Genomic DNA, 14,612 nt, shown 5'->3' with positions numbered 1-14,612 from the left:
ATCCCCAACTCGTTGCACCCCACCGGATAGGTTGGTCGTGTGACCGCCGTGTTCGACCTGACCGACGTCACGATCGTGCGATCGGGCAAGCCGCTGCTGGACCATGTCTCGTGGCGCGTCGAGCCGGGGGAGCACTGGGTCATCGTCGGCCCCAACGGCGCCGGCAAGACGACCTTGCTGCAGGTGGCCTCGGCCAACATGTTCCCCACCTCGGGGACGGCCGAGATCCTCGGTGAGCGTCTGGGTGCCGTCGACGTCTTCGAGCTTCGGCCGCGCATCGGCCACACCAGCGCCGCCATCGCCGAGCGCGTGCCGTCCACCGAGACGGTCCGCAATCTCATCCTCTCCGCCGCGTACGCCGTCCTCGGCCGCTGGAACGAGGAGTACGACGACGAGGACCACCGCCGCGCCATGGCGATGCTGGCCGAGCTGGGCATCGCTGGCCTGGCCGACCGCACCTTCGGCACCCTCTCCGAGGGCGAGAAGAAGCGGGTCCTGCTGGCCCGGTCCCTCATGACCGATCCCGAGGTCGTCCTCCTGGACGAGCCGGCCGCCGGCCTGGACGTCGGCGCCCGTGAGGATCTCGTCGAGAGCCTCGAGGCGCTCGCGTCCGACCCGAACGGCCCCTCGCTCGTGATGGTGTCGCACCATCTCGAGGAGATCGCCCCCGGATTCACTCACGCGCTGTTACTCTCGGCCGGCCGCGTCGTCGCCGCCGGACCGATCGAGGACACGCTCACCTCGCAGAACCTCACGACCGCCTTCCGGCAGCGGCTCGAGGTCAGTCACGATGCCGGACGCTACTCGGCCCGCCGCCCACCGGCGCGGCACCGAGCGAACTAGGAGGGGGCCATGGACTGGTTCGGGGACGACATCTGGGTCACGTGGACCGCGCTCGGCGTGATCCTGTGCCTCATCGAGCTGGCCAGCGGCGAGCTCATCTTCCTCATGTTCGGCATCGCGGCCTTCTCGGCCGCCGTGGCCGCCGTCGCCGGCGCGCCGCTGGCCATCCCGCTGGCGCTCTTCGGCGTCGTCTCCGTCGCCCTGCTGGCGCTCGTCCGGCCGCGCATCGTCGCGCGGCTCTACGACGGTCCGTCGCTCCCGGCCGGCCAGCACGGTCTCGTCGGTCACTCGGCGATCGTCGAGGAGGAGGTCAACCGGCTCGCCGGCCGCGTCCTGATCGGCGACGTCTTCTGGACCGCGCGCCCCGTGGACCCCGAGGCTGTCTACGAACCTGGCGACGAGCTGCTCGTCGCCGCCATCGACGGTGCGATCGCCCGCGTCGTCCGGAAGGAGAGCTGAATGTTCGAGAACGCACTGGTGGTGTTCTTCATCCTGCTGGTGGTCCTGCTGATCGCCACCGCCGCGATGAGTCTGAAGATCATCCCGCAGAACTTCGCCGGGATCGTCGAGCGACTCGGCAAGTACCGCACGACCCTGACTCCCGGGCCGCACCTGATCGTGCCGTTCATCGACCGCGTCAAGTACCGGGTCGACCAGCGTGAGCAGGTCGTCTCGTTCCCGCCGCAGGGCGTCATCACCGAGGACAACCTGACGGTCGAGATCGACACGGTCATCCTGTACACGGTCAACAACCCGGTCGCCGCGACCTACGAGATCGTCAACTACATCGAGGGCATCCACCAGCTCACGACGACCACGTTGCGCAACATCATCGGCGGCATGACGCTCGAGCACGCGCTGACCAGCCGCGACCAGATCAACCGCAGCCTGGGTGCCGAGCTCGACGCGGCCACCGGCCGGTGGGGCATCAAGGTCAGCCGGGTCGAGCTCAAGAGCATCGATCCGCCGCCGACCATCATCGACGCCATGGAGAAGCAGATGCGCGCCGAGCGCGACAAGCGCGCGGCCATCCTCACGGCCGAGGGTGAGCGTCAGTCGGCGATCCTCAGCGCCGAGGGCCAGAAGCAGGCAGCGATCCTCACCGCCGAGGGTCAGAAGACCGCGGCGATCCTGAACGCGGAGGGCGAGAAGACCGCGGCGATCCTGACTGCGCAGGGCGAGGGCCGTGCCATCGAGACCGTCTTCCAGGCGATCCACGACGGCAACCCCGACCAGAAGCTGCTCTCGTACCAGTACCTGCAGACCCTGCCGAAGATCGCCCAGGGCCACAACGCCTCGACCTGGATCATCCCGGCCGAGGTCACCGCCGCCCTGAGCTCCATCGGCAACGTCGTCGGGTCGATCCCGGTCGACGGCGGCGGCTCGCACAAGCGGGTGGATCTCGACGAGCCGGTCGACACCGAGACGTCGGCCGAGCCGGAGGGCACCAGCAGTGCCGTCGAGGAGGCCATCCGCGCGGCCAAGCAGGCCGAGTCCCCGGTCTCGACCAAGGACGAGCCGCCGACGGACCAGCCGCCCGCCTGACGGACTCGACTCGAGGGCTTCCCCCTTCCTCCTGCCGCTCGCAGACTGAACCCAGGAGCCGGACGTATCCACGACGGTGCGTCCGGCTCTTGGGGTCTGAGGGGGAGGCTGCATGGCACGGACACGCACGCGCGGCGCACGGCGCCGGCCCGGCGGCGATCGGGAGGCCGGACGGTGGCGGAGCGCCTCGACGCGGGTCAAGGCGCTGGTGCTGACCGTCGCCGGCCTGATGTTGGCGTGGGGCGTCAACGCCGCGATGCCGGGACTGGTCGACACCGGGTCACGCATCCTGGGCCGGCCCGAGCTCGAGGTGACGGTGCTCGCCGCCGACTCGTTCGAGTCCGAGCTCCAGCAAGCCTTCGTGGGCACGTTCTTGTGGGCTGAGAACGCCGAGTCGGCTCCGATCCCGAGGGATCACGCGGACGGAGACGCGGTCCCCACGTTCGACACGTTCGCGGACGGGTACGGGCGCGGCGCCGTCGACGCAGGTCAGAGCGTGGTCCGGGTGCAACTGGGAAGCAGCTCCGGTGAACGGATCAACATCAACCGCATCGCGGTCGATGTCGTGTCGCGGCGGGATCCGTTGCGACGCCTCCACGTCATTCCCGATGGCGGCCTCGGCGGGACGTTGGACGTCCGGTACCTGTTCGTGGCCCTGGACGACGAGACCGCCACCTGGGTCGATGGCGCGGGACGGCCGGTCCCGCCTCCCTCCCTCTTCGTCGAGGGTGGGGAGACCGAGACGATCGACGTGAAGGCCTCCGCCACGCAAGGCGACTTCGACTGGCGCCTCGAGGTGTCGTACTCGACCGAGGACGGCAAGACGGGCACCAAGGTGGTCAGGCCACCCTGGGACTCCAGCTTCCGGACGTCATCGCTCCAGAACGCCGCGACGTTCGTCGTCGGCCAGAGCTGTGTCGAGTCCGCACGCCCCGGTCCGCGGCTCTGTGGCCGCTGGGAGCCGCCCGAGTCACGCCCCCAGCCGGACTGGGTCGACGACGACTGAGCCGGCCCGCGATGTTGGGACGCCTTGGCACAGTGGGAGCATGACCCGCCCCCGGATGATGCTTCTCGGTGCTGCCGTGCTGGCCACGGTGGCGATCGTCGTGGCCTGGCTCGTCATCGACCGCACGGACGACGATCCGATCAGCGGACCCGCGGCCCAGCTGGCCGAGGAGGTCCCGCTCGCCGACGGCTCGACCACCGAGCCCGACGAGGACTGGGTCACCAGGACGGCGGCCGACCGGCAGATCCCGGTCCGCGCGATGCAGGCGTACGCCCGCACGGAGATCAGCCAGCGCGAGGAGCAGCCCGAGTGCCGGCTCCGCTGGAACACGCTCGCCGGCGTCGGCTCGGTCGAGTCGGCCCACGGCACGCTGGGCGGCGCCGGTCTCGACGCCGCGGGCGTGTCCAGCAAGCGGATCATCGGCCCGCCGCTCAACGGCAAGGACGGCACGCGGGCGATCAAGGCGACCAAGGAGTCGACCGCGCTGCACGGCGACGAGAAGTGGGACCGCGCGGTGGGCCCGTTCCAGTTCCTCACGTCCTCGTGGGACCAGTACGGCGGGGATGCCGACGGAGACGGCGAGGCGAACCCGCACGACATCGACGACGCCGCCCTCGGCGCGGCGCGTCACCTGTGCGCGCACGAGCGCGACCTGTCCGGTGGCGGATGGGTGAAGGGCGTCTTCGCCTACAACAACTCGATGGCGTACGTCGACAAGGTGCGCAGCATCGCCGACAGCTACGCGAAGTAGCCGCCGGCGAGCCGGGTCAGGACCGCCAGGTGCCGTGGATGATCGCGCGGCCCAAGGTCTTGAACGCGAGGTTGAAGCCGACGACGGCGGGGGAGACGGACGCGTCGACGCCCAGCGTCTCCTCGCCGACGGCGTGGACCACGAAGAAGTAGCGGTGCACCTGGTCGCCCTCCGGGGGAGCGGCGCCCATGAAGTTCAGGCCGCCGCCGTCGTTGCGCACGTGGAAGGCGTTCCCGGGCAGTGAGTCGTCGCCGGCGCCGGCTCCCGCAGCCAGCTCGGTGACGTCGGCGGGGATGTCGACGGCCACCCAGTGCCAGAAGCCGGACACGATCGGGGCGTCCGGATCGAAGCAGGTCACGACGTAGGACTTCGTCCCCTCGGGCGCGCCGCTCCACGACAGGTGGGGGGAGGTGTCGCCGTGCGCGTTGACCTGATCGAGCTTGAGTCGTTCGCCGTCGGTGACGTCGCTGCTGACGACGGTGAAGGTCTCGGCCGCGGGCAGCAGCGGGTACGGATCGGGAGTCACGGGTCGGTCGAGGCTCATGGCACCTAACCTAGTGCGGTGGCCGACCTCATCGCACTCGACGATCCCCGCGACGAGCGGCTCCGTGACTACACCGACCTGAGGGACGTGCAGCTGCGCACCACGGTCGAGCACGAGCGCGGGATCTACATCGCCGAGGGCGAGAAGGTCATCCACCGCGCGGTCGCCGCCGGCCACGAGCCGAAGTCCTTCCTGTTGGCGCCCCGGTGGCTCGACAACCTCGCCGAGGTCCTCGAGCGCACGGACGCGCCGGCCTACGTCCTCGATGAGAAGTCGATCGAGCGGGTCACCGGCTTCCACGTGCACCGCGGCGCGCTCGCGGCGATGCATCGTCCGGCTGAGCGCAGCATCGCCGACGTCCTGGCCGCGGCGAAGCGGGTCCTCGTCGCTGAAGACCTGGTGGATCACACCAACATCGGCGCGATCATGCGCAACGTGGCGGCGCTGGGCTTCGACGGTGTCCTGTTGTCGCCGCGCTGCGCCGACCCGCTCTACCGGCGCTCGATCAAGGTCGCCATGGGTGCGGTGTTCTCGCTGCCGTGGGCGCGGATCGAGGACTGGTACGGCGCCCCGGCGCTGCTGCGTGAGCACGGGTTCACGTCGTACGCGATGACGCTGGCCGACGACGCCGTCGCCATCGACGCGATCGAGCCGGCCGAGCGGGCCGCCGTGATCGTGGGCTCGGAGGGGCCCGGCCTGAGCGAGCACTGGCAGCGCGAGGCGGACCATCGGATCATCATCCCGATGGCCGCAGGCATCGACTCCCTCAACGTCGCCGCCTCGACGGCGATCGCCTGCTGGGAGTTCAGGCCCGGTCGGGCCTGACGGGCGTCACTCCGCCTCGGGCTCCTCGCCGACCGGCCAGTCCTCGGCGTACTCGTCGGCCAGCGCCTGGTGCTGCTTGTAGAGCTTCTTGCGCGCCTTCTCGGGCACCCGGTCGCCGAAGACGGTGCCGAAGAGGTGGTCCGTCTCGTGCTGCAGGCAGCGCGCCAGCAGGCCGGTTCCCTCGAACTCGACCGGCTCGCCGTGGTGGTCGACGCCGGTGACCCAGGCGTGGTCGGGGCGAGCGCACTCGGTGAAGGCGCCGGGCAGCGAGAGGCAGCCCTCGTCGTGGACGTCGAGCTTGCGGTCGGCGCCGTCGGGCAGGCGCAGGACCGGGTTGCAGACGACGCCGGTGATCCGCTGCATGTCGTCGTCGGGGCAGTCGAAGACGAAGACCTTCAGGTCGACGCCCACCTGGTTCGCGGCCAGTCCCACGCCCTCGGCGGCGTACATCGTGGCGACCATGTCGGCCACGAGCGTCGCGAGCTCGTCGTCGAACTCCGTGACGTCTCGAAGTTCGTGGTGCATGACGGGGGTTCCCCAGCGCGTGATCGGGCGGACGGAACCACCCGTGGGAAGGGGTCGGGACTGGTCGGCGGAGGGCGTTTCGGGCACGTCTCACCATATCCATGACGGCGACACGCGGATTCACTGGCAACTGGAGTTGGATTCAGATACTCTCGGTATGTGAAACTGTAAACTGAAGTTTCAACATCTCACCGAGGGAGTGAATGTGGCGGGCACAGATCCCATGGCCTACGGGCTTCGCGTGCTGAACAAACTGGCCGCGTCAGAGACGCTCGACCGTTTCGGGTTGCGCAAGTTCGCCGAACGCGCGGTCCACGGCACCACCAAGACCAGCTTCCAGGCCATCGGCGCCGCCCAGCGGTCGTTCACGAAGGTCTCCGGCAAGGCCCAGGGCGACCGTCCTGCGGCGGCACGGCCGTCGGGCGTCTTCGACCTGACGCCGACCGAGGACCAGCAGATGATGGTCGACGTCATCTCCGAGTTCGCCGCCGAGGTGCTGCGCCCCGGTGCCGAGCAGGCCGAGCACGCCGACGACACCCCCAAGGAGGTGTTGGCCCAGACCGCCGAGTTCGGACTGTCGCTGATCAACATCCCCGAGTCGCTGGGTGGCCTGGCCGAGGAGCGGTCGGCCGTCACCGGCGTGCTGGTCGCCGAGGCGCTGGCGCACGGTGACATGGGCCAGGCCGTCGCCTGCCTCGCGCCGTCGGCCGTCGCCACCGCGATCTCGCTGTGGGGCACCGAGGGTCAGCAGCAGACCTACCTGCCGTCGTTCACCGAGGGCGACGTCCCCGCGGCGGCCCTGGTCGTCGCGGAGCCGTTGCCGATGTTCGACCCGCTGACGCTGAGCACCGTCGCCCGGCGCACCTCGGGCGGCTACGTCCTCAATGGGCTCAAGTCCGGCGCCGTCCGCGGCGCCGAGGCCGAGCTGCTGGTCATCGCCGCCGACGTCGAGGGCCGCGGCCCGTCGATGGTGATCGTCGAGGCCAACACCGACGGCGTCGCCGTCGCCGCCGATCCGGGCATGGGCCTGCGGGCCGCTGGGCTCTCGCGGATCCAGCTGACCGACGTCCATGTCGGCGAGGACGCGATCCTGGGCACCCCCGACGACTACCGGACGATGATCCGCCTCTCGCGGCTCGCCTGGGCCGGTCTCGCGCTCGGCACCGGCAAGTCGGTGCTCGAGTACGTCAAGGAGTACGTCGTCACCCGTGAGGCTTTCGGCGAGCCGATCGCCTACCGCCAGGCCGTGGCCTTCACCGTCGCCGACATGGCGATCGAGCTGGAGGGCATGCGGCTGGTCACGCTGAAGGCCGCGTCGCGCGCCGAGCGCGGCAGCGACTTCGCCCGCGAGACCGCGCTGGCCCGGCGCCTGGCGACCGAGTACGGCATGAAGATCGGCACCGACGGTGTCCAGATGCTCGGCGGTCACGGCTTCGTCAAGGAGCACCCGGTGGAACGGTGGTACCGCGATCTGCGTGCCGTCGGCGTGATGGAAGGAGCAGTCCTCATCTGAGGACGGGACAGATCATGATCTACCTCGAGACCCCCAAGAAGTTCCGTGGCTTCGTCCAGCAGGCACACGACGTCGCCAACGAGTTCCTGCGCGCCAACTCGCGCAAGTACGACCTGGCCGAGCACAGCTACCCCAAGGAGCTCGACCTCCTGGCCTCGCTGATCGACGGCCTCAACGAGTCGGGCAACAGCACCGGCGCCGGTGCCGCCGGCGTCCGCGTCAAGGACAGCGCCAAGAAGGACCAGGGCGTCCGCAACGCCACCAACATGGCGTCGGTCCTGTCCGTCATCGAGATGTGCTGGGGCGACGTCGGCCTGTTGCTGTCGATGCCGCGTCAGGGCCTGGGCAACTCGGCCATCGCGTCGGTCGCCACCGACGAGCAGCTCGAGAAGTTCAAGGGCACGTGGGCCTCGATGGCGATCACCGAGCCCAGCTTCGGCTCGGACTCGGCGGCCATCAAGACGACGGCCATCAAGGACGGCGACCACTACATCCTCAACGGCGAGAAGATCTTCGTCACCTCCGGTGAGCGATCGGACTCCGTCGTCGTCTGGGCCACCCTCGACAAGAGCCTCGGCCGTGCCGCGGTGAAGTCGTTCGTCGTCCCGAAGTCGCTGCCGGGCATCCGGGTCGAGCGGCTCGAGCACAAGCTCGGCATCCGTGCCTCGGACACCGCGGTGATCGTCCTGGACAACTGCCGCGTCCCGGCCGAGAACCTGTTGGGCAGTCCCGAGATCGACACCAAGCAGGGCTTCGCCGGCGCGATGGCGACGTTCGACAACACCCGTCCGCTCGTGGCCGGCATGGCCGTCGGCTGCGCGCGCGCCTCGCTGGAGGTCATGCGTGACCTCATCGAGAAGGCGGGGCTGACGATCGACTACGACCGCTCGCCCGCGCTCCAGCCGCACGTCGTCGCGACGTTCCTGCAGATGGAGGCCGACTGGGAGGCCGCGCTGCTGCTGACGCTCGAGGCCGCCTGGATGGCCGACAACCGTCAGGCCAACTCACTGCAGGCGTCGATGGCCAAGGCGAAGGCCGGCCGCTCGGGCAACGAGATCACGCTCAAGTGCGTCGAGCTGGCCGGCTCGCTGGGCTACAGCGAGACCGAGTTCCTCGAGAAGTGGGCGCGCGACTCCAAGATCCTCGACATCTTCGAGGGCACGCAGCAGATCCAGCAGCTGATCATCGCGCGACGACTGCTGGGCCTGAACAGCTCGCAGCTGAAGTGACCCCGAGGGGCCGCGATCAGGGCTTCAGCATCGCCTTGATCGCGGTCCGCTCGTCCATCGCCCGGTAGGCGTCGGCGACGTCGTCCAGCGCGAACGTCCGGTCGAAGACGTCGCCGGGCGTCAGCGCGCCCGAGAGCACCTCGGGCAGCAGTTCGTCGAGGTAGCGACGGACGGGCGCCACGCCGCCGGCCAGCGCCTGGTTGCGACCGAACATGGCCGGCACGTTGAGCTCGACGCCGTGGGGCACGCCGACGTAGCCGACCGTGCCGCCGGGACGCAACGACAGGAACGCCTGCTTCATGGACTCGCCGGTGCCGACGCACTCGAGCACCGCGTCCGCGCCGATGCCGTCGAGGATCTCGCGCACCTCGGCCGCACCCTCCTTGCCGCGGGTCTCGACGATGTGGTCGGCGCCGAAGCGCCGGGCCAGCTGCTGGCGGTCCTCGTGACGGGACATGGCCACGACGGTCGCGGCGCCGAGCCGCTTGGCGGCCAGGACGGCGCTGAGGCCGACGGCGCCGTCGCCGACCACGGCGACGGTGGAGCCGGTCGTCACGCCCGCGCCGAAGGCGGCATGGTGGCCCGTCGGGAAGACGTCGGTCAGCGCCAGCAGGTGCGGCAGCAGCGCGTCGTCGACCTCACCGGGAACGGTGACGAGGGTGCCGTCGGCCTGCGGGACGCGGACCAGCTCGGCCTGGCAGCCGACGTAGCCGCCGCCGTTGACGCACGAGGTCTGCACGCCGTTGCGGCAGTGCACGCACGTGTTGTCGCTGTACATGAACGGGGCGATCACGAAGTCGCCCACGGAGATGCCGGAGACGTCCGTGCCGACGCTCTCGACGATGCCGACCTGCTCGTGGCCGATCTGGTGCGGCTCGGTCTGCGGCTTGTTGAGTCCGCGGTAGGGCCACAGGTCGCTACCGCAGACGCACGAAGCCACGACGCGCACGATCGCGTCGGTGTCAGCTTCGAGGACCGGATCGGGAACGGTGTCGAGTCGGATGTCGCCGGGGGAGTGAAGGACTGTCGCGCGCATGCGTGCAAGGATGGCAGACATGAGTGAAAAGCCTGAAGTCGATTTCACCCCCGGCCCGGTCCCGACCGACCTCGTCATCGAGGACATCACCATCGGTGAGGGCGACGAAGCGGTCAACGGCGGCGTCGTCGACGTCCACTACGTGGGCGTGGACTTCGAGACCGGCGAGCAGTTCGACTCCTCCTGGGACCGCGGCCAGTCGGCCCGCTTCCCGCTGCCGCAGCTCATCGGAGCCTGGCAGCAGGGCATCCCGGGCATGAAGGTCGGCGGCCGTCGCAAGCTGATCGCCCCGCCGGAGCTCGCCTACGGCCCCGCCGGCGGCGGACACCGCCTCTCGGGCCGCACGCTGGTCTTCGTGATCGACCTGCTCGGCGTCGGCTGAGCACTCACCCCGTCGTTCAGTGGAGCGTTCAGTCGAGATCGGCGAGGAAGCGCTCCACGCTCGACACGATCGCTCGCGTCGCCGCGAGGGTGGTCATGTGATCGCGACCCCGGATCTCGACGGTCCGGGCGTGTGGCATCACCTGCGCGGCCGCGAGTGAGTCCCGTAGCCGGGGCGCGTCCTGCGACCCGGCGAAGAGCAGCGTCGGCACCTCGATGGTGGCCAGCTGCTCGTCGGTGAGACCCGGCGCGTCCCTCGCCGCGCGGAACCACGCCGCCATGGCCTGCGGGTCGGCGTCGAGGAACGCCCGGGCCGCCGTCGCCGCGGCGGAGCCCTTGGCCTGGGCCAGGCGGCGCAGGAACTCGGCCATGTCCCCGGTGTCCAGGACGTCGATGCAGCCGGGGAAGAACACCTGGTCGAACTCGTCGTGCTGGGACTTCGCGCTGCCGCCTCCCAACAGCAGGGAGAGCAGGCGGTCCTGGTGCCGGACGGCGAAGTTGAAGCCGATCCTGGCGCCGGCGGAGTAGCCGAGCAGGTGAGCGCGGTCCACCCCGGCCTGGTCGAGCACCGCGTGGAGGTCGCTGCTCAAGCGTTCCATCGTGTACGCGGTCTCGTCGTGCGGCTTATCGCTGTCGCCGTGGCCGCGCATGTCGACGAGGATCAGTCGGTGGTGACCGGACAGCCGCTCGACGTAGCCCTCGTCGCGCCACATCGCCGAGGACAGCCCGGTGCCGTGGACCAGGAGCATCGGCGTGCCGCCGCCGACCACGTCGAAGGCGACCCGGACGCCGTCCTGCGCATTGGTCGCATGCTCCATCCGTCCACGGTACGTCAGAGTTCGGCGAGCGCCTTGGCCACGCGTTGGGGGGAGATCGGCCCGGCGGCGCGCAGCTCCTGCGCGAACACGCTGACCCGCAGCTCCTCGAGCATCCAGCGCACGCGCCGGACGGGAGGCGTGAGGCGCTGCCACGGGCGCAGGTCCTTCGTGCGCTCGTGGAAGCGAGCCTCCAGGTCCCAGATCTCGCTCGGGTCCTTCGTCGAGGTCAGGCGCTTCGCGGCGGCACGGAGGTAGACCTGGAGGCGCCCGATCTGCTCGGCGCCCATGTCGCGGATGAAGCCCGGGTGGAGGAGCCACGAGAGCTGTACCCGGACGTCCTCGCCGGCCTCGTCCTTGCCGGGGTTCACGTCGCCGAGTGCCTGCATGGCGCTGATGACCTGGCGCACGATGCGCTCGGTCAGCGGCACGGCGTCGGCGCGCACCAGATCGCGCAACCGCCGGTAGGCGGCCTCGTCCCAGACGGGACCGCCGTGCTGCACCACGAGGTGGTCGAGGGCGGTCAGCCAGGACTCCTCGATGACCGCCGCCGCGTCGCCCTGCGGTGAGGTGGTCAGCAGCAGCTTGTCCTGCAACGAGAGTGTGCGTCCGACCGTGCCGACCGGAGAGCCGGTGGACAGCGCGATGAGCCGGGCCTGGCCGCGGACCATGGCGACCTGCTGCTCGGCTTGGGTCCGCAGCACCCGCAGGGCGACGCTCTTGCCCTCGTCGACCAGCGCCGGGTATCCGGTGACCTGACCGGCGGTGATGCTGCGCTGGAGGTCGCCGAAGTCCCAGTCGGTGATCCCCGTGCGCTCCTCACTCTGCGCCTTCTGCTGCAGGTCGCGCCGAAGTCTCGGCTCGAGCTCGCGCCGCAGGGCGTCGATGTCCTTGCCTGAGGCCAGCTCACGCTCGCCGTCCACGACCCGGAACGTCGGCCGAAGGTGAGCCGGCAGCGAGGTCAGGTCGATCAGGGACGGGTCGACGTCGAGCGCCCGGCCCAGCTCGGTGCGCAGGTCCTTCGAGGTGTCGAGGCCGGGCAGCACGCGTTCGGCGGACTGGGCGGCCGGCGCGAACCGGCGACGCTCGCTCTTCGGAAGGCCGCGGATCAGCTCGGTCACCAGCTCCAGCCGGCGGCCGGGCACACCCCACGCGAACTCGTCCGCGTCCACGGTCAGCAGGTCGTCGACGGGCACCGTGATGGTGATGCCGTCGTCCGGGGCCTGCGGGTCGAAGCGGTACGAGACGTCGTAGACCGCGTCGAAGTCGGTGCTCTGCGAGGTCCACGAGGTAGGGAAGGCGTCGGCGTCGACATCGGCGCGGAAGAGGTCGTCGGTGAAGTCGAGCAGGTGCTTGTCGGGCTGCTTCTTCCACCACGAGTCGAAGTGCCGCACCGACACGACGTCGGCGGGAATGCGGGCGTCGTAGAAGTCGACGAGCGTCTCGTCGTCGACGCGGATGCCGCGCGTGCGGACCCGCTCCTCGAGGTTCTCGATGTCGGCCAGCCGGTCCTGGTTGCGCAGCCAGAACTTGTGGTGGGTGCGCCACTCGCCGCCCACCAGCGCGTGCCGGATGAACAGCTCGCGGGCCAGCGGCGCGTCGTGCTGCGCCAGCATGACCGTGCGGTCGACGACCACGGGCAGTCCGTAGAGCGTCGACCGCTGCGTCGCAACGGCGGCGCCGCGCTTGGCCGACCATCGCGGCTCGGAGTACTGGTGCTTCAGCAGGTGGCCTGCGGCCTTCTCGACCCAGGCGGGGTCCACGCGGGCGTTGTCGCGGGCGAACAGCCGCGAGGTCTCGACGAGCTCACCGGCCATGATCCACCGGGGCGGCTTCTTCGCCAGGCCTGACCCGGGGAAGATCGAGAAGCGGGCGCCGCGGGCGCCGAGGTACTCGCGGGTCTCGGCGTCACGCAGGCCGACGTGCGAGAGCAGGCCGTGCAGCAGCGCGCGGTGGATCGCATCGGCGTCCGGCTCCTTGCGGACCTTGCCGGGCTTGAGTCCCAGCTCGCGCACCGTGCGGCGCAGCTGCGAGTTCACGTCCGCCCACTCGCGCACGCGCAGATAGTGCAGGAACTCGTCGTGGCACATCCGGCGGAACTTCGTGTGCGAGAGCTCGTCGCGGCGCTCCTGCAGGTAGTCCCACAGCTTGAGCAGCGACAGGAAGTCCGAGTCCGGCTGGCGGAACCGGGCGTGCTGGGTGTCAGCGGCCTGCTGCTTGTCGAGGGGGCGCTCGCGGACGTCCTGGATCGACAGTCCCGCGACGATGACCAGGACCTCGGGCAGGACCCCGAGCCGGTCAGCCGCCAGCACCATGCGGGCGTGACGGGGATCGAGCGGGAGCCGCGACATGGTGCGACCGAGCTTCGTCAGCCGGTCGCTGCCGTCCCGTCCGGGCGCCAGGGCGTCCAGCTCGCGCAGGAGCGTGAGGCCGTCGGCGACCGCGCGGTGGTCGGGGGCGTCCAGGAACCCGAAGTCGCGGATGTCGCCCAGGTCGAGCGACGCCATCTGCAAGATGACGCTGGCGAGGTTCGTGCGCTGGATCTCGGGGTCGGTGAACTCCGGACGGGACTCGAAGTCCTCCTCGTCGTACAGCCGGATGCAGATGCCGTCGGCGACGCGACCGCACCGGCCGGCACGCTGCGCGGCGCTGGCCTGCGAGATGCGCTCGATCGGCAGGCGCTGCACCTTCAGGCGGGTGCTGAAGCGCGAGATGCGCGCCAGCCCCGGATCGACGACGTAGCGGATTCCCGGGACGGTGATCGAGGTCTCGGCGACGTTGGTCGCCAGCACGATGCGCCGGCGCGGGCCGGTCTGGAAGACCCGCTGCTGCTCGTGCGCGGCCAGTCGGCCGTAGAGCGGCACGACGTCGCCGAGGGACTGACCCTCGAGCACCTCGGCGGTGTCGCGGATGTCGCGCTCGCCGGGCAGGAACACCAGCACGTCGCCGTCACGGGGGAGCTCGCGGATCGCGCTGACGATCCCGTCGATGACGTCGTCCTCGCGGTCGAGCGGTCGGTAGCGGACCTCGACGGGATAGGTGCGGCCGCTGACCTCGATGATCGGGACGGGTCGCTCGGGCGTCGAGAACAGGGCGGCGAACCGCTCGACGTCGATCGTGGCCGACGTGACGACGACCTTGAGCTCGGGACGGCGGGGGAGCAGCTCGCGCAGGTAGCCCAGCAGGAAGTCGATCGACAGCGATCGCTCGTGGGCCTCGTCGATGATGATCGTGTCGTACCGCTCGAGCCGGCGGTCGTGCTGCAGCTCAGTCAGCAGCAGACCGTCGGTGACGAGGCGGACGACGGTGTCGGGGCCGGACTTGTCGTCGAAGCGGACGGCGTAGCCGACCTCGGCTCCCAGCTCCACGTCGCACTCCTGCGCGATGCGGGCGGCGACCGACCGGGCCGCGATGCGGCGCGGCTGGGTGTGGGCGATCTTGGTGCGTCCCAGCTCGGCGGCGATCTTGGGCAGCTGCGTGGTCTTGCCCGAGCCCGTCTCGCCGGCCACGACCACGACCTGGTGATCGCGCAGGGCGTCGCGGATCTCGTGGTGGCGGGCAGTGATCGGCAGAGCGGGATCGAACTCGAGTTTCATCGC

At 70.2% G+C, this 14,612-nt stretch carries 14 protein-coding genes; 9 read left to right on the top strand and 5 right to left on the bottom strand.

The window, feature by feature from the left end:
• Nucleotides 1-39 precede the first annotated feature (39 nt).
• The 5 genes from NP095_RS08690 to NP095_RS08670 all read left to right on the top strand — a co-directional run bounded on the left by NP095_RS08690 (nucleotide 40) and on the right by NP095_RS08670 (nucleotide 4,145).
• A complete protein-coding gene (locus NP095_RS08690; RefSeq protein WP_256765930.1) occupies nucleotides 40-843 on the top strand; it encodes an ABC transporter ATP-binding protein in 804 nt (267 codons plus the stop codon).
• 9 nt (nucleotides 844-852) lie between these two features.
• On the top strand, nucleotides 853-1,302 hold the full coding sequence (locus NP095_RS08685; RefSeq protein ID WP_249378214.1) for an NfeD family protein: 450 nt from the start codon (nucleotides 853-855) through the stop codon (nucleotides 1,300-1,302).
• Nucleotides 1,303-2,388 (top strand): SPFH domain-containing protein, encoded by a 1,086-nt coding sequence (locus NP095_RS08680; protein WP_249378213.1) that lies wholly within the window; start codon nucleotides 1,303-1,305, stop codon nucleotides 2,386-2,388. It begins immediately after the preceding gene.
• A gap of 112 nt (nucleotides 2,389-2,500) precedes the next feature.
• Nucleotides 2,501-3,394, top strand: coding sequence for a hypothetical protein (locus NP095_RS08675; RefSeq protein ID WP_256765929.1), 894 nt, complete (start codon nucleotides 2,501-2,503; stop codon nucleotides 3,392-3,394).
• A gap of 40 nt (nucleotides 3,395-3,434) precedes the next feature.
• Nucleotides 3,435-4,145 carry a lytic transglycosylase domain-containing protein gene (locus tag NP095_RS08670; protein WP_249378211.1) on the top strand — a complete coding sequence of 237 codons (711 nt, stop codon included), beginning with the start codon at nucleotides 3,435-3,437 and terminating at the stop codon, nucleotides 4,143-4,145.
• Between the two features lie 16 nt (nucleotides 4,146-4,161).
• On the opposite strand, the gene NP095_RS08665 is transcribed toward NP095_RS08670, so the two are convergent.
• Entirely contained in the window at nucleotides 4,162-4,689 is a 528-nt protein-coding gene (locus tag NP095_RS08665) for a YbhB/YbcL family Raf kinase inhibitor-like protein (RefSeq protein WP_256765928.1), read from the bottom strand.
• 18 nt (nucleotides 4,690-4,707) lie between these two features.
• On the opposite strand from NP095_RS08665, the gene NP095_RS08660 reads away from it, so the two are divergent.
• Nucleotides 4,708-5,514 carry a TrmH family RNA methyltransferase gene (locus tag NP095_RS08660; RefSeq protein ID WP_256765927.1) on the top strand — a complete coding sequence of 269 codons (807 nt, stop codon included), beginning with the start codon at nucleotides 4,708-4,710 and terminating at the stop codon, nucleotides 5,512-5,514.
• 6 nt (nucleotides 5,515-5,520) lie between these two features.
• Here NP095_RS08660 and def read toward each other — a convergent pair whose 3' ends face one another.
• Nucleotides 5,521-6,126 (bottom strand): peptide deformylase, encoded by a 606-nt coding sequence (gene def / locus NP095_RS08655; protein WP_256765926.1) that lies wholly within the window; start codon nucleotides 6,124-6,126, stop codon nucleotides 5,521-5,523.
• Between the two features lie 154 nt (nucleotides 6,127-6,280).
• Here def and NP095_RS08650 point away from each other — a divergent pair, with 154 nt between their 5' ends.
• Nucleotides 6,281-7,552, top strand: coding sequence for an acyl-CoA dehydrogenase family protein (locus NP095_RS08650; RefSeq protein ID WP_256765925.1), 1,272 nt, complete (start codon nucleotides 6,281-6,283; stop codon nucleotides 7,550-7,552).
• Between the two features lie 14 nt (nucleotides 7,553-7,566).
• On the top strand, nucleotides 7,567-8,781 hold the full coding sequence (locus tag NP095_RS08645; protein WP_249378206.1) for an acyl-CoA dehydrogenase family protein: 1,215 nt from the start codon (nucleotides 7,567-7,569) through the stop codon (nucleotides 8,779-8,781).
• Between the two features lie 16 nt (nucleotides 8,782-8,797).
• On the opposite strand, the gene NP095_RS08640 is transcribed toward NP095_RS08645, so the two are convergent.
• On the bottom strand, nucleotides 8,798-9,817 hold the full coding sequence (locus NP095_RS08640; protein ID WP_256765924.1) for a zinc-dependent alcohol dehydrogenase family protein: 1,020 nt from the start codon (nucleotides 9,815-9,817) through the stop codon (nucleotides 8,798-8,800).
• Nucleotides 9,818-9,836: 19 nt separating this feature from the next.
• On the opposite strand from NP095_RS08640, the gene NP095_RS08635 reads away from it, so the two are divergent.
• The gene (locus NP095_RS08635) at nucleotides 9,837-10,199 is read left to right on the top strand and encodes an FKBP-type peptidyl-prolyl cis-trans isomerase (protein ID WP_249378204.1); all 363 of its coding nucleotides are present in this window, start codon (nucleotides 9,837-9,839) and stop codon (nucleotides 10,197-10,199) included.
• Nucleotides 10,200-10,227: 28 nt separating this feature from the next.
• Here the strand turns inward: NP095_RS08635 and NP095_RS08630 are convergent, their stop codons facing one another.
• Together NP095_RS08630 and hrpA are read right to left on the bottom strand one after the other, a co-directional pair.
• Entirely contained in the window at nucleotides 10,228-11,016 is a 789-nt protein-coding gene (locus NP095_RS08630) for an alpha/beta fold hydrolase (protein WP_249378203.1), read from the bottom strand.
• A 14-nt stretch (nucleotides 11,017-11,030) separates the two neighbouring features.
• Nucleotides 11,031-14,609, bottom strand: a complete 3,579-nt coding sequence (gene hrpA, locus NP095_RS08625; RefSeq protein ID WP_256765923.1) for an ATP-dependent RNA helicase HrpA — start codon at nucleotides 14,607-14,609, stop codon at nucleotides 11,031-11,033.
• Nucleotides 14,610-14,612: the final 3 nt, after the last annotated feature.

This window comes from Aeromicrobium duanguangcaii, from assembly GCF_024508295.1.
GTDB lineage: Bacteria > Actinomycetota > Actinomycetes > Propionibacteriales > Nocardioidaceae > Aeromicrobium > Aeromicrobium duanguangcaii.
The sequence above is the reverse complement of the archived record's forward strand: the minus strand, read 5'-3'. Positions and strand labels throughout refer to the sequence as shown.